General features: G+C 41.0%; 12 protein-coding genes. 10 read left to right on the top strand and 2 right to left on the bottom strand.

Features of this window, described 5'->3' with window-relative positions; translation table 11 throughout:
- Positions 1–95: 95 nt before the first annotated feature.
- The gene (locus J7E32_RS05965) at positions 96–293 is read right to left on the bottom strand and encodes a YwbE family protein (RefSeq protein ID WP_214905009.1); all 198 of its coding nucleotides are present in this window, start codon (positions 291–293) and stop codon (positions 96–98) included.
- Positions 294–564: 271 nt separating this feature from the next.
- Between J7E32_RS05965 and J7E32_RS05960 the strand changes: the two genes are divergently transcribed.
- From J7E32_RS05960 to J7E32_RS05950, 3 genes are all read left to right on the top strand, one after another.
- Positions 565–1,281: a hypothetical protein gene (locus J7E32_RS05960; RefSeq protein WP_214905007.1), complete on the top strand. Its 717-nt coding sequence runs from the start codon at positions 565–567 to the stop codon at positions 1,279–1,281.
- A 241-nt stretch (positions 1,282–1,522) separates the two neighbouring features.
- A complete protein-coding gene (locus tag J7E32_RS23165; protein ID WP_214905005.1) occupies positions 1,523–2,347 on the top strand; it encodes an STAS domain-containing protein in 825 nt (274 codons plus the stop codon).
- Between the two features lie 13 nt (positions 2,348–2,360).
- Positions 2,361–3,113 (top strand): Cof-type HAD-IIB family hydrolase, encoded by a 753-nt coding sequence (locus J7E32_RS05950; protein ID WP_214905057.1) that lies wholly within the window; start codon positions 2,361–2,363, stop codon positions 3,111–3,113.
- 32 nt (positions 3,114–3,145) lie between these two features.
- Here J7E32_RS05950 and J7E32_RS05945 read toward each other — a convergent pair whose 3' ends face one another.
- The gene (locus J7E32_RS05945; protein WP_214905003.1) at positions 3,146–4,813 is read right to left on the bottom strand and encodes a glycosyl hydrolase family 28-related protein; all 1,668 of its coding nucleotides are present in this window, start codon (positions 4,811–4,813) and stop codon (positions 3,146–3,148) included.
- 178 nt (positions 4,814–4,991) lie between these two features.
- Here J7E32_RS05945 and J7E32_RS05940 point away from each other — a divergent pair, with 178 nt between their 5' ends.
- From J7E32_RS05940 to J7E32_RS05910, 7 genes are all read left to right on the top strand, one after another.
- On the top strand, positions 4,992–6,080 hold the full coding sequence (locus J7E32_RS05940) for an FUSC family protein (RefSeq protein ID WP_286182763.1): 1,089 nt from the start codon (positions 4,992–4,994) through the stop codon (positions 6,078–6,080).
- A 133-nt stretch (positions 6,081–6,213) separates the two neighbouring features.
- The gene (locus tag J7E32_RS05935; RefSeq protein WP_214905000.1) at positions 6,214–7,596 is read left to right on the top strand and encodes a M48 family metallopeptidase; all 1,383 of its coding nucleotides are present in this window, start codon (positions 6,214–6,216) and stop codon (positions 7,594–7,596) included.
- 28 nt (positions 7,597–7,624) lie between these two features.
- Positions 7,625–8,047 carry an RDD family protein gene (locus J7E32_RS05930; RefSeq protein WP_214904998.1) on the top strand — a complete coding sequence of 141 codons (423 nt, stop codon included), beginning with the start codon at positions 7,625–7,627 and terminating at the stop codon, positions 8,045–8,047.
- Between the two features lie 248 nt (positions 8,048–8,295).
- A complete protein-coding gene (locus J7E32_RS05925) occupies positions 8,296–9,261 on the top strand; it encodes a DMT family transporter (protein WP_214904995.1) in 966 nt (321 codons plus the stop codon).
- 67 nt (positions 9,262–9,328) lie between these two features.
- The gene (locus J7E32_RS05920) at positions 9,329–10,177 is read left to right on the top strand and encodes a GNAT family N-acetyltransferase (protein WP_214904992.1); all 849 of its coding nucleotides are present in this window, start codon (positions 9,329–9,331) and stop codon (positions 10,175–10,177) included.
- A 194-nt stretch (positions 10,178–10,371) separates the two neighbouring features.
- Entirely contained in the window at positions 10,372–10,965 is a 594-nt protein-coding gene (locus tag J7E32_RS05915) for a hypothetical protein (RefSeq protein WP_214904987.1), read from the top strand.
- A 155-nt stretch (positions 10,966–11,120) separates the two neighbouring features.
- Positions 11,121–19,478: a carboxypeptidase regulatory-like domain-containing protein gene (locus J7E32_RS05910; protein ID WP_214904984.1), complete on the top strand. Its 8,358-nt coding sequence runs from the start codon at positions 11,121–11,123 to the stop codon at positions 19,476–19,478.
- Positions 19,479–19,542 lie beyond the last annotated feature (64 nt).

Genomic DNA, 19,542 nt, shown 5'->3' with positions numbered 1-19,542 from the left:
AGGCGCTTGCGCTTTTTGTTAGTCTAAAGAAACTATCGGTATTCTTCATCGGGCATTCATACAGCATATAGAATAATCATTCTATAAACCCTTTTCTACTCCAAAATCTCCTTGACACGGCCAACCTGCCCGTCCTCAAGCCTCACTTTAATGCCATGAGGATGGGTGCTGGAATTGGTAAGGAGATCTTTTACGATGCCTTGAGTAAGTTTTCCTGTTTTCTGGTCAGCTTTAAGGACAATATTTACCTTCAAGCCGGGTTTGATTTCATTTCGATTTCTTCCATTGGTCATAAATAACCCTCCACAAATTTATTTGGTTTTATTAATCCAGCTCCAGCGCTTGCGCTTTTTGTTCCTCTTTTAAATAATATAAAGCGATCGATGAGTATTCAATTCTACCATTTTTTACATTATTATAAAGTAGGGCTTCTTTCATGAGCATGATGCCCTGCTATCCTCAAAACTAATATTCATTTATCAGTATTTGATTTGCTATGCGGATCTGGTGGTACGACCAGCAGTATACACAGAAAAAGCTTATATGAAAAGGCGAGGGATACACTTGAAGTTTTGGAAATTGGCATTACTCATCATTATCATTGTGCTTTTAGTTGGCGGATTATTTTATTTTCAAAAGAAACAGGAAGAAAAATATCACGGACTTCCCATTATACCAGAACAGACTACTGATATTCCTCTTTATAGTGGTTTGAAACCAGCCAGTCCGGTTTATATTACAGAGGGTGATCATTGGGAAGAGATCTTTAATTTTTATGAAAAGGAGCTTCCGAAAAATGGATGGAGTTTAAGAATGTCGCAAGCTTCATCTGATACTAATGAGGATGGTGCTGGTTTTATTTCTTATTGGGAAAAAGATAACACACTCTGGGAATTATCAATAAGCGCTGCATACTTCAAGAATACGAATCAAACAGAAGTTGTTTTTGGTAAAAACGAGAGATTGAATGCTGCCTCTTGGATCGATACAGAAGTTTCGGAAATTTGTATTAACGAACAGCCGGATCGAAGCGATGATTGCCTCAGAATGACAGATAGCCAAGCAATTGAACAGATAGTCAGTTTGATTAATGGAGCTATTGAAGCCGATTCGAAACAAGCTTATTATAACGGAAAAAGTGTTATTGATTTTGGAAGCATAACAATTGATGTATACTACGACTTGGAGAAAGGAATTTATTTTGTTTCTGATAAAGGGGCAAAATGGATGAAACCAGAAAAAGAATTCTTCGAGTTGACGAGAATATCCAAGGAATATTGATTTTGTGGATAGTCTTTCTCCCGGTCTTGGATTATTAAAGAGCACAGGAGTATTATTTACCTAGGACAACTTGATTATTTGCATGTAATTACAGGTTTTAAGAAGATTATTTATTGTTAAAGGTGTATCCTATCATTAAATAATTTAAGTTTTTTACGAACAGACAGTGAAACAATCCTTGAGCATTTTGAGTGAAATTTCGGAAAGAACATAAGTAAAAAGAAAAAGGGATGTGACCTTTGTGAATCCAACTTCAGCAGTAGCAAATGAACTACAACAAAATTCCGAAACAATCGCAAAGGAAATAGTAAATTCCATACTGGATTTAATTGGTGTGGAGATACCAAAGCAGGAAATTGACCAGGCAATTGTTGTTTATACTGAGTACCTTAAATTCCTCGGTGACTCTATTATGAATAAAGATGAAACAACTTCTCAGGGCCTTCTTGAATGGAGCCAGCAAAACGGAGAACGCGAAGCAGCTAAAGGCGGCAGGATTTCTGACATCCTACTCAGGTATCCTCCTACAAGAATTGTTTTCATTGATAAAATGGCAGAAATTAGTTTGAAACATGACGTTAACACGGAAGATTTGATTTGGATCAATAAAAGAGTGAACAATATGCTTGATATAAGTATTAATGAAACCGTATTTGCTTTTGAGCGGCAAACCACAAAACTTATGAAGGAAGTCCAGGATGAAGTGGATTTATTATCGACTCCAGTCGTCCCGGTACAGGAAAATGTGTCGGTGCTGCCATTAGTAGGGAAAATGGACTATGATCGGGCAAGGTTGATTATGGAAAGGGCAATCCCTTTGGTAGCAAAGCAGAAAGTACAGTGTTTAATCATTGATTTTTCAGGAATTGTCACAATAGATGCAACGATTGCCAAACACATTTTTGATATTCACAATGTTTTGCGGCTGTTAGGGGTGGATTCTATTGCCACTGGAATGAGGCCAGAGCTCGCCCAGGCTGCAGTTGAGGGTGGGGTAGACTTTTCAAATATCAATACCTTCGCTACCGTAAAACAGGCCATTGATAGTATTAATATAGAAATGTAAAGCTATTAGGAGGATAAAGTTGATTAATAATAAGCCAGATATCAAACTAATTGCATTGGATATGGATGGAACGCTCCTGGATGAGCGGCACGAGGTTTCTGAGGAAAATAGACTAGCAATCAAAGCAGCAGAAAAAAGAGGGGTAAGTGTTGTATTAAGTACCGGACGCAGTCTGAAAACAGCAAGGGATTATGTAATCTCTCTGGAGCTGTCGTCTTATCTGGTTACGGTCAATGGTGGAGAAATCTGGGGACCAAATGGGGAATTGGTACAAAGAAGTATGGTAGATACAGAACACATCCAATGGATGTATGAACTATCACAAAAGCACCAGACAGGTTTTTGGGCAACAAGCAGTAAAAACGTCTGGCGCAATGATATGCCGGAGGATCTGTTCTCCGAAGAATGGATTAAATTTGGCTTCCACATTGAAGCAGATGAAATAAGAGAGAGTGTTCTTAAAGAGTTAAAGGCAAAGGGATTATTCGAAATTAGCAACTCAAGCCTAAAAAATATTGAAGTCAATGCACTGGGGATCAATAAGGCCAGAGGATTGCAGAAGGTTTGTGATTTATTGGATATTTCAATGGTAAATGTCATGGCGGTGGGAGACAGCCTTAACGACATTGCCATGATTACTGAGGCGGGTCTTGGAATAGCAATGGGCAATGCCCAGGAAACTGTAAAGGAAGCTGCTGACGATATTACAGGTACAAATGAAGAGAGTGGAGTTGCCCAGGCAATCCAAAAATGGGTCCTCTCGTAACGAAGGAAGCAGCTTGCACTGCTTCCTTTTTGTTATATTTGCCGTTGTCCCATAACCACCTGTTTGAATCCTTTTGAATGAACTTCTTTCACCACGGCTTTATTTTCTGCAAGTTCGATCACAGACTGTCCATTTACAGCTTCTGCATATACCTTTTCAACTGATGCTACAGAGACTCCTTTACCTATTTGAATTGCCTTAGGTGCGGAATGTTTTGCAAGCACGTTTCGGATTTTAACATTATCAGCGCGATTGCTGCCGCCAAAAACCTTTATATCGGACCCTGCATTTGTAAACCCGCTCAATTCCACATTCTTTAAAATTATATTTCTGGAACGATACTGTATGGCGATCGCTGGTTCACCTCCATAGTCATAAGAAGGATCTCCGATAGCCGTAAAATGATTTACAGCTACATTTTTGTATGCTGATACAACCATTGCCCTTGGCGAAGAATTTGCATATAGCTCGGTATGAACCGGCTTGTACGAGATAATATTTGCAGCTCGAATGTTGATTGCTGTTTTAGACTCAGGATCATTTTCCTTGTGATGGCCAATATGCCTGAAATTATAAGAACGATTGTCATTTACAGATAGATGGCCTATGATGACTACATTATTTGCTGCTGAAGAAGTATGATGAGCTTTGATTTCTACTCCGCCAAAGCATCTTGCAGTAGAATTATTTAATAGCCATACATTTCGAGAGCCATCATCGATTTCGATTCCATTTGAATTTGAAAAGCCTTTTTTATGTGTTTTCCCGCTTGGGTCGCTCATATGGCAATTTGATATAAAAATATTATCGCTATGGTGAGTTGTAATGCCATCATCGCCGAAACCATAGCCATTAACATTATCAATCCAGATAAACTCACTTCCGCCGCGGGCCCGATAGCCATCGCCATAATAATTATAAAGAGGAGATGAAATATCAATGCAGTGAAGCCCTGGATTAACACCTTCGACATCCTTCACCCAGCCATATTTTACATTGGCATACAGCAGGCAGCTGGAATGATTTCCCCATGTACTGGTTTTTTCAACATTCCCCAAACGTTCAACATTCCAATCCAGCGTCATTCCCGTCACTTTTACATTTCGATTTCCGGTACGATGGTTTTTATTCGTTATAAGTCTCCTGCCTTTGGGGGCTGAGTCGTGAAGTTTGATGACCGTTTTCTTTTTTTCGGCACCAGCCAAATAGGTAAAGGAAGGCAGCTTTATCTCTTTTACCACATATACACCTTCAGGAATATATACTTTCACACGGCCTTTTCCGAGAGCCATTCTAAAAGCCTCTGTGCAGTCGGTCTTCCCGTCACCGATTGCTCCAAAATCTTCAATATTAACCTCCTGATTAATTTCCTTCAGCAGATGTTTATATTCCTCATTTAATTTTTCCATCCACTCGGGAAAGACATTGCTGTTAGGGTCGACCAGGGTCTCATAGTTTCGGCTGTTATCGAAGGCGGATTTAGTCTGAATTATTTTCCTAAGACTTGCACTGAAATTATTGAAAAAAGAAGATAAACCTTGATTGTTTTTCGAGTTTAAAGGTCTGTAATCCTCACTTGCTTCTTTGAATAATTCGTTTGTCTCTATAACCAGGTCATTTATATTTAAATTTTTTCCTGATAACTGTGAAATCAGCTCAGCATTTCTTTTAGGATCATGATTTCTATCAATCATTACCATATTGTTCCCACCTTTTTTAAAAGCTGCTTGAATATTATTTCCCGTCTAAGTGGGAGGATAATCTTTTCTCACCTTAATATACTATTCTTTAATCGTTCAGTATCATTGATATGTTTTATTCCAATAAACGAGGTTATGTTAAAATAAAAGCGTTCTCAATAGAGAGTGAGGGGTTTAGATGATTACTTTAGGTCCAAGAGTTTTAAAAACAGGAGTGGCCGTTGCACTTGCTTTATATATAACGGAATGGATTGGATTGGAGCCCCCGGTCTTTGCTGCAATAGCTGCTACCTTTACAATCCAGCCATCGATTTATCGATCATGGAAACAAGTACTAGAGCAATTTCAGGCGAATACACTCGGTGCGATTATCGCGATTGCATCCATTTATTTATTCGGGAACAATCCGTTTGTCATTGGATTTGTTACTGTTGTTGTAATTATCATTAGCTTGAAGCTTAAAATGGAAAGTTCAATATCTTTAACGCTAATCACAGTTTTAATCATGATGAGTTCACATGATTTTAACGGTATTTTAACAGCAGCTAACAAATTTATCATTGTCCTTGTTGGGATGGGGTCTGCTTTTCTTGTCAATTTAATAGTCTCACCACCAAATTTCAATAAGAATTTTATTGAAACAATGAACAATAGCTTTAGAACCATGTCCTTGCTAATCAGGACAGCTATATCCAATGAACTGACAGAAAAAACATTTCAAGATCAATGGAGTCAATTGAGAAAGGACGTAGCCAAGCTTGAAGACCTTTATAAAATACTAGATGAGGAAAGAAAGAAAATTTCAAAGGTAAAACCTCTCGACGTGAGGGAATTGGTGGTGTTTAAGCAAATGCTTGCCTGCCTTCAGCAAGGCTTGAGACTCTTGGATATCGTTGAGGATCATTTTTTTCAAAGCCGGCCTGAACGGGAGGATACAAATGAATTTGATGGACAATTCGAGGAACTGATTCACTACCATGAGATGATCCTCCTAAAATATTCGGGAAAAATCAGAGAGCTGAATATGGAAAGTACTCTTAGACAAAGTGGATTATTCCTGGAATCGATCATGGAGGACCGGTCAATAGATAGGAATGATAGATTGCGGTTAACGATCATTGGTTCAGCGATTTATGACTACGCTTTTCAGCTTGACCGTTTGAATGAGTTGATTGATCAGTATCAAAATAGAAAAGTAGATGCTGAATACAACAGTAAAGGAGGAGTTTTTAAAAGAATAAATCTTCTTAAAAGGAATCGAAACTAAGCGTATCAGTTGATGAAAATATAAAGTATCTAAAGAAGGTAAAAAAAGGTGTTAATTCCTATAAAAAACATCTATTCCAATTAATAAAAATCTCCTATAATCTATATAATTGTGATTAAGGAGACATTGGGAAATGACAGAAGAAACCTTTAACGAGAAAAACCTGCTACATAAAAATGAGAATAAATATTTCTGGATTGTATTAAGTATTAGTATTGCTTCATACATTCTCTTTGCATTATCCATTGCAGGAATATTTATTATTGCAGCATTCCTGATGTTTTCATTGTTGCTTCATGCATTGATGATTGGTCAAATCCGGCTTAACGCAGTGAAAATTAGTGGAAATCAATTTCCGCTTATCCACTCTGCGGTTGAAGATCTATGTGTCAAAATGGGAATAAAGCGCACCCCTGATATTTACGTGATGCAATCTGGCGGCATTATGAACGCATTTGCGACGCGCTTTTTCGGAAGGAATATGATTGTTGTTTACTCCGAAATATTCGACCTTATCGAACAAAATGCTGAGGAGGAACTTCAGTTTGTCCTGGCACATGAGTTGGCTCATATCAAACGCAATCACCTCTGCAAAATGATGTTCATCCTTCCTTCCATGTGGATCCCGGGTATTGCAGAAATGTACCTGCGCGCTTGTGAATATACTTGTGATCGATATGCAGCCTTCTATACAGGTAATCCTGCAGCCGCGAAAAACGGACTTACAATGCTGGCAATTGGGAAAGTCTTATTTAAAAGTGTGAATAAAGCAGAATACCTAGAACAAATCAATCAGGAAAAAGGCTTTTTTGTCTGGCTGGCAGAAATCTTATCCACTCATCCACCGCTTCCAAAAAGAATAAATGAAATCAGTGCTTTCTTTGGTGAAGTTGATTCAATGATAATTCATTCCAAAAAGTCAAAAGGACTGTTGGCTTTTCTGGCTGCGTCAGTTTTGCTTACTGGTTTGGCCGTTGTTGGAGGAGTTATGGTCTTTAAAGAGGTCAGTACCGCATTCCTCGTTGAAGAGGAATATTATGAAGAAGAAATAGAAGGATCGACGTTAATTGATGCAGTTATCAGTGGAGATACGAAGAAGGTTGATAGCTTAATAGAAAATGGGGAAGATATCCACCAAATAGATTATAATGGATACACTGCACTGGACTGGGCTATTATGGATGACGATATCCAGATGGTTCAATTGCTTTTAGATTTAAAAGCCGACCCAAATTTCGAATCTGATTATGGCATGACACCATTCATGACTGCTTCTGAAAAAGGGACTGCGTCAATGATCAAAATGCTGCATGATGCTGGCGGTGACCCAAACTATCAAGAAATGAGTGCGGGCTATACAGCATTGACCTACGCTGTATTCAGTGGAAAAATTGAATCAGTAAAACTATTGATAGAGCTGGGGGCAGACATCCAGCTGAAAGATTATTCGGGTATGACTGCGAGGATGCACGCTTTGCAATCAGGTGAGCAAGAAATCGCAGATTTATTAAAATAAATTAATGAACAACTAGGAGGAAATTTCAATGAACAGACCAGCTGGCTTTTGGGTAAGACTGGGTGCAGCAATTCTAGACGGATTAATTATCGGAGTGCCTCTTGCTATTATAAGTTATTTAATTACAGGTAATGCGGAAGATAATGCTTTTACTTCCTTAGTGAATCTGCTTTACTCCGTGCTTGTTCCTGTAGTGTGGTCAGGATATACAGTAGGCAAGAAAATTGTCGGTGTAAGAATCGCGAAGGTTAACGGGGAAAAACTGGGCTTCGGTACGATGCTTTTGCGCACACTCGTCGGAGGACTTGTTTATGTACTTACATTAGGGCTGGCTGCTATTGTCAGTGCTTTCATGGTAGGTATGCGTCATGATAAAAGAGCGATCCATGATTTCATAGCTGGAACGTATGTTACTTATGAAAAACCAAATGAAATTCAGTATGAACAATAAGAAATAGTATTTTTGGACATCTGGCATGCCAGGTGTCTTTTTTTGTGGAAAAAACTGGTGATAGACCTTCTGTTTATATGTTATATTGTTAAAAAGAATCGAGGAAGAGATTAAGTCCCTTCAAAATAAGAAGGATATTTAATCAGCCAATCGGACATGAAAATGTCTGAATAACATGGTGCTGATTTTTGAAATTGCTAGCTATATAGATTATAAATATAGCCTAATCATAAAGGGGGATTGTGTTAGTGGGACCAATTTTATTAGGCATTTTAGCGGCCTTCTTTTTTGCCTTCACCTTTGTTCTGAATCAATCTATGGAATTATCAGGAGGCAGCTGGATATGGAGTGCCGCACTTAGATACATATTCATGGTTCCATTCCTTTTGGCGATTGTGGCAGCAAGGAGGAATTTAAAGCCAGTAATCCAGAATATCAAACAGAATCCATATCCATGGTTCCTTTGGAGCTTCGTTGGCTTTGTCTTGTTCTATGCACCCCTTACATATGCCGCCGCCTTTTCACCCGGCTGGTTGATTGCCGGTACATGGCAGACCAGGATTATATCAGGTGCTTTGCTCAGTCCCTTATTTTATGAAACCAAAATGACCAATGAAGGTTCAGTAACTGTCAGGGCAAAAATACCTTTTAGAGGACTCGGAATGTCTGTAATCATTTTAGCAGGGATACTGCTTATGCAAATTGAGCACGCAAGGCATATACCAATCGAAATGGTTATTCTCGGAGTCATCCCAGTATTTATTGCATCTTTCGCCTATCCATTGGGAAATAGAAAAATGATGGAAGTAACCAACGGCAATCTTGATGCCTATCAACGTGTCCTGGGAATGACGCTGGCCAGTCTGCCATTCTGGCTACTTTTAGCTTTATTTGGTCTTTTTACGGAGGGTGCTCCTACATTGAACCAGAGCTTCCAGTCCCTTTTAGTCGCCATTACCTCCGGCGTGATAGCGACGGTTTTATTCTTTAAGGCTACAGATTTAGTGAGGGGCAATACGCAGAAGCTTGCTGCCGTTGAAGCAACCCAGGCAGCGGAAGTGCTTTTTGCCTTGGCAGGGGAATTTTTTATCTTAACACTGCCTCTGCCAACTCCATTATCCTGGATCGGAATCAGCCTCGTCATGCTCGGAATGGCACTCCACAGCTATTCAACAATAAGGAGAAAAGAAGGGCAAATGAAAATCAGCGCGTAGAAGTGGTGTGCGCCATCAAGCTCAGATATTAATATAAACTCTATAGAACTATTAAGGGGGGGATAGTATGGAGTTAAAGGATATAAAACTTACGAAACAAATGGCAAAAGCTTTAGCTATAGCAGAACAGGAGTGCAAACAGGCGGGTAGCCCATGCCTGATGCCTGAGCATCTTTTGCTTGGCTGCTTGGATGATGGCTCCTCCCCAATAAAAGAGGCAAAACAAAAAAGCGGTATCGACATTGATGTTATGAAGAAACCATATAACCCGAGTCATGAGAACCTTTCTTTTGAAATCTGCGAACCTTTTAAAATTCCAATTAGTTCATCTACAAATCTAGTGATTGAACAAGCAATCAGCTATATGAGGAACTACAATCAAATTTATCTAAACGAAGGGCATGTCCTGAAAGCATTAATCAAGAGCGGACAAACTGAAAAGCTTTTGACTCATGAACAAAAAGACATTCTTCTAAGTGAAGCTACAGTTTCAAGGGATATGCATTTAGATTTAGCAGGTTACAGTCCACCGAAAAAACTTTACAGGGATATTAAGATGGTTAGTGAAGGCGACGCTGAAAGGCTAATTCAGTTCATAAACAATGAGTTTGGTAACCGTTGGACTCAGTCTATCAAACACGCGTTGAGGAGCAAGCATCCGTCAATTTATATCGTGGAAGACGACTCAGGGGCGATCGTTGGCTTTGCTGCATTTGATATCCATCATCCTGGCTATTTTGGACCGATGGGTGTCGCCCAAAACAGTAGAAGCGAAGGTGTTGGAGAATCATTGCTGCATGTAGCCCTGGAAGGCATGCAAAGAAAAGGTTATAAAGATATTATCATTGATAATGCCGGACCAATCGAATTTTATGAGAAGACTTGTAATGCGAAAGTCATTCCGTTAATTAAATAAAACCAGAATCAGAGACCATTTTCATGGTCTTTTTTTCATATTTATATACCGCTACTAATTCCCTATAAATTACAAAAATAGTAATACTTTGTATTCATTTTTATCTGAATAGTATTAATATTCAATAAATTAAAAGGTTTTTACAAAATTATGCAGTATTTCTTCGGTAATCAAATGATCAGGAGGTGCAAGAAATGGTTAGAAAAAAGAAGGTAAAATTAAGGAAGTTTTCGGCAGTCATGTTAGCGATGCTGATGATTATTTCATCGTTTACTAGCCAGCTTTCTTTCGCGGCTGAACAGAAACCCAAGAGTTTTTCGAAAGAAGAACTCTTACTGGAAAAACAGCGTGAACAGACCGCTGCTTCTGAAAAAGCAGCAGAACAAGAAAGGACATCTGAAGAAAGTAGTGAAATGGCAAAGCTTTTGGATGGATTGGGAATCGATCCTCCACCTTTGAAAGGGGATCAAGCAATAGCTACTGAAATCAAGAAAGAGGCTGCTCTGCTTAAAGCCTTTGAAAAGGAACAAGAACTTGATGTCATCATCAGGATGAAAGATCAACCAGACCTCAGCAAGATTTATCCCCAGGTGAAAGCAAAGAAAAACCGCGTTGAAAAAATCAAAGCCATCCAGGATCACCTCAAAGAAAAAGCGGACAATTCTCAAAAAGGAATCCAGCAGGCACTTTCTGCTTTGGAAACTAAAGGAAAAGCAAAAAAGAAGGATTCACTTTGGATCAAAATGGGATTACTGCTTCAATCACTAAAGAAGCTTTTGAAGAAATAAAGAACCGCGAAGATATAGCGGAAATCTCGCTCGATGAAACTCTTAGTCTTCCTGAGCTGAAAGTGGAAGATAATCCACCGTGACTGCCTCAATGGGGACTTGAAAAAATATATGCCCCTAAGGTATGGGGGCAATACGGATTAAAAGGTGAGGGTATGGTTGTAGGAATCATGGATTCCGGGGTAGATGGAAATCATGAAGCGCTTAAACATAACTACCGCGGACGAGGTGGCAATCATCAATATTCGTGGATTGATTTATCAGGCCAGGGGTATGCCACACCGAATGACGGTCATGGACATGGTACTCACGTGGCCGGCACTGCAGTCGGCGGAGGCACTGGCGAACCAATCGGGGTTGCGCCGGAAGCAGAATGGATTGCTGCTAAAATCTTCAATGATGGCGGCTCTACAACTCTTTCAGCTATCCACCAGGCTTTCCAATGGTTCATGGCTCCAGGCGGTGACCCATCGAAGGCTCCTCATGTAGTCAACAACTCATGGGGGAATTCGAATACTTATAACCTTGAATTCTATGAAGATGTAAAAGCATGGGTGTCAGCAGGAATCTTCCCATCTTTTGCGGCCGGGAATGATGGACCTGGATCACAAACAATCGGTTCTCCGGGAAGCTTCCCTGAAACATTTGCTGTCGGCGCAACTGATGCGTATGACCAAACTGCCTCTTTCTCCAGCCGTGGGCCTGTTTTTTGGAAGGATGAAAACGGCGATGAGCAACGCATCATTAAACCTGATATATCTGCCCCAGGCCACAAGATTTATTCAGCATGGCCAGCAAAACGGAATGAAGGTAAATACAACACGATCAGTGGTACATCAATGGCGACTCCGCATGTCACGGGTGCAGTAGCGCTATTATTGCAGGCTAATCCAAACCTGACAATTGACCAGGTAAAAGAAACTCTTAAGCAGACTTCGAGAGTAGAGCCTCACATGGGAACATTGCCAAATGATTCCTATGGCACGGGTATCATGAATATTTACCAGGCTGTCACCGAAATTGCTTTCGCTGGTGAGCTTACCGGCAAGCTGACAGACAAGGATGGCAAGCCGCTCGCTGGAAAACTTGAAATAAAGGAAGAAGGCCTTGCCTATAATATTGGAAAAGGCGGGGATATAAAATTCAAAATCAGGGAAGGCACCCATAAAATCAAGGTTACATCTTTTGGCTATCAGGATTTCGAAACAATAATTGAGCTAAAAAAAGGCCAAACATTATCAGTGAATTGGGTATTGGAGAACGCACAGGCATATAAGATAACTGGAAAAGTAACTGACAGCTCTGGGACGGCAGTGCCTTATGCATTTATTAGAGTCAAAAACACACCGCTGCCAACTTATCGGACTAATGCTAACGGTACTTTTGAAATTGTAAATCTGCCTGCCGGTCAGTATGTACTTCAGGTTTCGGGTGAAGGGATAAATGGATTGGCAAAAGAATTGGATGTGAGCGCGGAAACTTCCATTGATTTGAAGGTAAATAGTAACCCTGACAATTTAAATAATGAATGGTCTATGGCGAACGGCAACAATCAACGCAATGCTGTTTCCGCAAATGCAATTGACCTGGATGCACTAGATGAAAGCTGGGAGTTCAATACTACAGGTAAAGGCAAGATTCTTTTTTCCACCCCAGCAGCAGCTAATAACAAAGTGGTCCTTGTTACGGACAACGGATATGTTGTAGCGCTAGATTCGTTTACAGGCAAGGAGAAATGGTCTGTAAGAATTGGAAGCACGAACAGATCATCGCCAACAATAAATGCTGATACTGTCTATCTTTCAGGAGGAGAAGACGGAAAGATTTATGCTTTGGATCTCAAATCCGGTAGCATTATATGGACAACTGCGGTTGGGTCAATGGCAGTCTATGAATCTCCATTACTTGTTGATGGAACGTTATTCGTTTCATCGGACCTTTCAGAAGATGCAAAGCTAACCGCGTTGAATGCAGAGACTGGAGAAAAGAAATGGAGTGTCAATCTTGGTGCGCCTACCTATTTCGGTCCTAGTGCTGGAGATGGGATGTTATTTATCGGAAGCTATGATAATCAAAAGCTCAGGGCCCTCAGGATTGAAGATGGAACAGAAGTGTGGAGCAAAACACTCGTAAATGAAGGGGTTGCCTCAAAGCCGGTATTCGATGACGGTACACTATATCTGGCAGGTACCAATTTTAACACTGAAGGCGGCACGCTTTATGCTCTTGATAGCAAAACAGGTGAAGAGAAATGGAAGGCTGAAGGTATCGGTGATACACAGGCTGGTTCTCCAATTGTCTATGAAAATATTGTCGTCATTGGTTCGGCCGTTCAGCCGGTATTACGCGCATTCGACGCAAAGACTGGTCAGGAACTCTGGAACAACCGATCTGTGGGTACGACTTTGAACAGTGGTTCTGTTTCTGCAAATGGACTATTATTTTTTGCAGGTACAAGCGGAAACCTTTCTGTCATTGATGTGTACACTGGTGAAAGAATGAAGGATTTCAGTCTCCCGGTTTATAGTACATCGGGAATCCCTATTCTTCCTGGTCAGGTTATTGTACCTTACCAAACAGGCGTAAAGAGCTACAGTTCACCTGGTAGTGTCAAAGGCATATTAAAGGATAGCGATGGAAATGTTGTTCAAGGTTCTGTCTCTGTGCTGGAAACAGGGGAATCTGTAGACACAAATGAAGATGGAGGCTTCTTGCTTAAGCATGCACCTGGTGACTATACAATCAGAATCTCTTCATATGGTAAAAAGCAAATCACTGAAAATGTAAAGCTTTCTTCAGGATATCAATTTATGAAAGATTATCAACTTGAGGAAGCAGCTAAGGGCTCTTTATCTATCCTTGTAAAAGACCAGCGCACAGGAAATCAAGTTGCCGGGGCTACTGTCCTCCTAAATCAGACACCAGTTGAGGGGAAGACAGACAGTAATGGACTATTTGCAAAGGAAAATATATATGAAGGAACCTACAGGGCAGATATATCATTAAAGGGTTATAAGACCGGCAGCATGAAAATCGTTGTCAAATCCGGCGAAGGTACTGACTTAACCTTCGAATTAAAGCCAATTGACATTGCGGTCCTTAATGATTATAAGAGTGAAATCACGACTTTGTTGAATGTTAATGGTTTTATCGCTGAAGAACGTGGCTGGGATGTTGTCGAGGACATAGGCCGCTATAAAGTGATTTACCTGAATGGCGGATACGGTTCAGATGGCATCAAGCCTACTGAGGACCAGTTCAAAGAATTGGCAGAAAGAGCAAAAGTCCATAATGTCAGCATTATCTTCACAGACCAGTGGGGCTCGAATTATGGATCCATCCACCACTTGAAAGACTTCTATCAGGACCCTAAAGAGCTAGATCATGATTATGATGGCGGGGAAGTAAGGATCCAGGTTGAAGCAGAACATCCTATTTTCAAGGGTTACAAACCTGGAGACAGAATCAATGTTTTAGAGAATAATGCAGATTTTGCCTGGTTCAATCAGTATTCCGGCAGGACAATCGGTAAGATCGGGACCACTGACCTTGGTTTTGTCGGTTCAGGGATAGCTTATAAAGCTGTATCAGAGGACAGTGCCCATTTATTATTGTCGAGCCATGCGACTGTACCTTGGGAGAGTTCCAAGGCCTGGCTGCGCGGACAGCAGCAAATCCTGTTTAACAGTATTGATTACCTGTACAAAGCTGAATACGGAAAAATAACAGGTTCTGTGACCAATGCAGCTGGAGAACCTGTCGAGGCAAACATCGAAGTGCTCGAAACAGGAGTAAAAGTGAAAACTGACGCTAACGGAAACTTCACACTTTTTCATGATGAAGGTACCTACAAACTTGAAGTCAGGTCAAAAGGATTGGGCTCTAAATCAGAAACCGTTACTGTAGCTAAAGAGGCTGCTGCCTCAGTCCAAATCGCTTTAGGTGAGTCAGAAAAAGGACTGCTAACAGGTACTGTTACGGATTCCATATCAGGTATGGAACTTCAAGGTGTCAATATTACAGTTGAAAACTCAGCTGGCGAAACGATTACAGAAGTTCAGACTGCTGCAAACGGACGGTATGAAGTCTCTGGCTTAGAAGAAGAATTGTATGAACTTAAATTAAGTAAGGATGGATACATCGTTCAGACACAAAGTGTCGATGTCGCGCGCCATTCGGGTGAATTGGACATGCAGATGCACACCATGCCATCAGTAGGAGTAGTAGGTGATTACTATTCTTCAGAGAAAAACTTCAAAGCTCTGTTTAATGAAATGGGAGTAAATGTTCTAGATGTGCAGCCCGCTGAATTAGTTCAGAGAATGGCTGAGTTTGATGTCATTTTCTTTAATGACCCAAGCTCATCAGCTATAACCAATGAAATGATGGAAGCGGCAGACAAAGCGCAAACCAGTCTGATTTATGGTGATGCTGTCTGGGGCGGAGGAATTAAGCAGCTGGTGAATTACAGAAAGGATCCGAAAGAACTTAAAACGATAAGGAAGACAACTGAAGCTGCCCAGTATAAGGTAATCGAGGAGCATCCAATATTTAATGGAGCAAAGACTGGGGAAATCGTTGAAATCCTCGCTCCTGCAGCCAGCTATGTTGGTTATTTTAAGGATTACAGCGGCTATCCACTGGCGGAGATCAAGCATGAAGGATCAGATGTCACCCATGGTCTTGGGGTTGCTTATAAGCCGAGGTCTGCCGGAAGTGTTGAATTACTGTTGAGCGGCCACGGTTTTGCTTATTACCATGGTGCCAAGGATTATACAGAGGAGGGAAAACAGCTTCTCATTAATTCGGTGTTATGGGCAGCAAATGTCAAATACCCAATAATCAACGGGACGATCGTCGATGAAGAAGGCAATCCATTAAAGGCAGATATCAAGGTGAAGGGACAGCCGTTCCAAACTCAATCAAGCAGTGAGGATGGCAGTTTTACAATCGCGCTGCTATCTGGAGAATACGAGATTGAAATCAGTTCCTATGGTTATGCCGCCAAAACTATGAAAGTGACGACAGAAATGGACAGTGAGCCGATGGAGATTGGAATGGCAGTAGCAGAAAATGTTGGCTCCATTTCAGGTACCGTGGAAGATTCAAAAGATGGGAATGCGATTGAAGGAGCAAAAGTCACACTCTTAGGAGCACCAAAAGAAGCAATTACAAACGTCCAGGGTCAATATAACCTTTCTAAAGTAGAACCTGGGAACTATACAGCCAGGATTGAAAAGGAAGGCTATGTACGCCAGGATATTGAGCTGAATATCACTGACGGCCAAAAAGCTGCCGTGAACGCAAAATTAAAACCTTCACCAACGGTGGGAATCATCGTTGACTTAACAGCTTCAGGGACGACTTATAAGCAATACCTTGAGGAAAGAGGCTACAAGGTGGTTTATCTGGATTATAAGGATACGGATAAATTGGATGAAGTGGATGTTGTTTTCGCGAATTCTGATTATGCCAGGGATCTTGAACCTTCGAAAGAAGAGTTTTTAGCATTCCAGAAGGCTTTGGATGAAAACAGGAAATCAGTTATCTGGACAGGCCAGGCTGGGGGACGCGGTTCGATTAGATATTTGCAGGAATTCAATAATGATCCGAAAACTATATTCGAACATAACAACAAACCAGGAGCACAGGGATCTGTAGTAGGTGAGCATCCACTTACTGCAGGTTTTAAGACAGGAGACATCGTCGAAATACCTGGAAAGTCAGGGTATTATTATGGTTTTGACGGATATTCGGGTAAAACCATCGTCGATTTTTCACATACAGGAACCGGTGAGAAGGGAAGCATGGTTGCCTACAAAGGCAGGACGGCCGATTCAGTTGAGATTCTTTTAGCAAATATGACAATCAGCCATGTATTCAAGCCGACTGAATCTTTCGACCCGGCGAGAGAACGGCTGTTGAATAACGCGCTGAATTGGGCACTTGATGAGAAAGAGGCTCTGGTCGGTGAACTTCATGGCATGGTCCAAAATGTAAACGGGGCTGTTCAGGGGACAATTACTGTAACTGAAACAGGCAAAACCTATCAAGCAGATGAAAAAGGCAAGTTCTTTGCTGCATTAGAGCAAGGGACATATACCCTGACTGTTGATGCTTTTGGCCACAATTCAAAAGAATTCACAGTCTCGATTAAAAACGGAGAAGCGACAAATGAAGATTTCGTACTTGAAGCTGTTGATTCTGGCATCCTGGCTGGTAAAATTGTCGATGCCACTACGAAAGATGCGATAATTGGTGCAAGGGTAGAAGTAATTGGAACACCAGTGGCAGTCGAGACAATTGAGGATGGAAATTATCAAGCAACACTTCCAGAAGGACAATATGAAGTCAGGGTGATTGCGGCCGGTTATAAGCCGATTTACCAGTCTGTAGAAATTAACACAGGGCAAAAGACAGACTTGAATGTCTCTCTTGTTGTATCGGAAAAGGTTGCCCTTCTTGCGAACCCTTACCAACAGGACAAAATCATACCATTCCTTGAAAACAATGGTTATGACATTGATTTACATCCTTATACAGAATTTGAAACATTGATCGAGAATATACCGAACTATAAATTAATCATCGTCAATGATACATCCTATACAATGAAGGATGATAGATTCAAGGCGATGGTGGAGAAAGCAAATGAAAATGAAGTCAGCATTATCTTCACTGCTTTGTACGGAGGGACAATTGGAGATTTGAGCGATGCATATGGTGATCCTGAAGATTTTGAGTATAGTTTTGTAGATAAGGAATTAAATCTTCGGGTCGATCAGAATCATCCAATCCTCAAGGGATTCAATAAGGGGGATGAACTTCCTCTGCTACTCAATCCTAAAGGCAGTGTACAGTATTCTGTGTTTGATAACTATAGCGGCACGTCTCTTGCCAGCTTGACTAACCCGGATAAAGGAGAACTTGGCAGCTCCATTGCCTATAAGTTCAGTTCATCCAATAGTGTCCATATTCTTCTATCCGCGCTGCAAATTAGCAACTATGGTCATCCGAATGACAGATGGACTGAAAATGCTAAAAAAATATACCTGAATGCGATCAATTACGCCTTGACCGCTAGCCAGGGTGAAATCAAAGGAGAAGTCAAGGACAGTCAGGGAAATCCAATTGTAAATGCCTTTGTCACCATTGAAGGAACAAACCACAAAACAACAACCAACTCAGCTGGGAAGTATAAGTTTGGGATTGGCATTGGTGATTACGAAGTGAAGGTCCAGGCACGAGGCTTTGCTGAACAAACCAAGCCAGCTAAAGTTGCAGAGCTAGGAAGCAGTGTCGATTTGAACTTTACACTGGAAGCTATTGATGGGTCTGATCTGAGTGGTGTAATTACAGGCAAGAAAGACAAAGAACCTGTGGCTGGTGCTAAGTTGACACTAGTTCCAAAAGATGAGCCTGATTTTCAGATGGAAGGCTCCAGCATAGAAGATGGTTCGTATGAATTCAAGAATTTGCTGCCTGGCGAGTACACTTTGTTTGTAATAGCAGAAGGGTATCTGCAGGATGCTTTTGAGGTTGAAATTGTATCCGAAGATAGGGAATTCAACCTTGAACTCAGCGCATTCGAGGCGGCAGTACTGGGAGATGTTAACGGTGCCCTGACAGGTTTATTAAATGAACAGGAACTGTATGCAGAAGAGAAAGGTTGGGACATCCTCGGGAATGTGGGAAATTATGATGTCATCCTAGTCAATACAAATAAAGGAACAAATGAGCAATTTGAACAGCTGATCAGAGAAAGTGACGAACAAAAGACAAGCCTTGTTTTTACAGGCACATGGGGCGTGGCTGAAGGTTCAATCCAAAGATTACAAGAGGTCACGGGAGGTCTGGAAATGGACCAGCAGGGATATAATGAAGGAGCGATATATGTTGAAGGAGCAGATGGACATCCAATGTTCAACGGGATTAAATTGGATGAAAATGAGCGGGTTAAAATCCACACGGCGAAAAGTCCATATGCGACGTTCAAGAATTATATAGGTATAGAAATTTCGAGCCTTTCAGTTGACGGAGAGAGTAAAGGTGATTCAATTGGCTTTGAATTCAGGAGTAAGGAACACATGCATTTGCTGATGTCTTCTTTTGCTGTTACAAATATCATTGGCCCTGACTATGGCTGGACTCAAGATGGGCGACAGTTATTCGTAAATGCTCTTGCCTGGTCAAAGGACAAAGTACAGGAAGTCCCTGAAGCACCAACTTGGGAAGTGGAAGAATTGATGGTCAAGGGTGAGCCGGCTTTAGTAGAAGGCACAGCACCACAGGGAACGACCGTGAATATTTATGAAAAGCATGGCAATGAAGTATTCCTGATAGATTCGGTTAAAACAGGGCAGGATGGCACGTACTCGGTAGAGTTGGATCTTGATAATGGAACGCATACGTTGCATGCAGAAGCAGAGAACTTTGCGGGTAAAACAAAGGCAGTAAAAACAATGAAAGTTATTGTAACAGGGAAACCTGAGAAAAAGAATAAAGCTAGCTAACGAACACGATTACTAGTTGATAGTGGCTTCCCATTTAGGGAAGCCTTTTCTTTAATAGGGGTTA

Source organism: Bacillus sp. ISL-55, from assembly GCF_018613155.1.
In the GTDB taxonomy this organism is placed as follows: Bacteria; Bacillota; Bacilli; order Bacillales; family Cytobacillaceae; genus Mesobacillus.
Note: the sequence above shows the minus strand (reverse complement) of the source record. Positions and strands in the feature narration are given on the sequence as shown.

What these genes read in the sequence shown, in the direction of transcription:
- J7E32_RS05965 (WP_214905009.1), bottom strand. Translation starts at nt 293, where the DNA reads ATGACCAATGGAAGAAATCGAAATGAAATCAAACCCGGCTTGAAGGTA.
- J7E32_RS05945 (WP_214905003.1), bottom strand. Translation starts at nt 4,813, where the DNA reads ATGGTAATGATTGATAGAAATCATGATCCTAAAAGAAATGCTGAGCTG.
- J7E32_RS05940 (WP_286182763.1), top strand. Translation starts at nt 4,992, where the DNA reads ATGATTACTTTAGGTCCAAGAGTTTTAAAAACAGGAGTGGCCGTTGCA.
- J7E32_RS05935 (WP_214905000.1), top strand. Translation starts at nt 6,214, where the DNA reads ATGACAGAAGAAACCTTTAACGAGAAAAACCTGCTACATAAAAATGAG.
- J7E32_RS05930 (WP_214904998.1), top strand. Translation starts at nt 7,625, where the DNA reads ATGAACAGACCAGCTGGCTTTTGGGTAAGACTGGGTGCAGCAATTCTA.
- J7E32_RS05920 (WP_214904992.1), top strand. Translation starts at nt 9,329, where the DNA reads ATGGAGTTAAAGGATATAAAACTTACGAAACAAATGGCAAAAGCTTTA.
- J7E32_RS05915 (WP_214904987.1), top strand. Translation starts at nt 10,372, where the DNA reads ATGGTTAGAAAAAAGAAGGTAAAATTAAGGAAGTTTTCGGCAGTCATG.
- J7E32_RS05910 (WP_214904984.1), top strand. Translation starts at nt 11,121, where the DNA reads ATGGTTGTAGGAATCATGGATTCCGGGGTAGATGGAAATCATGAAGCG.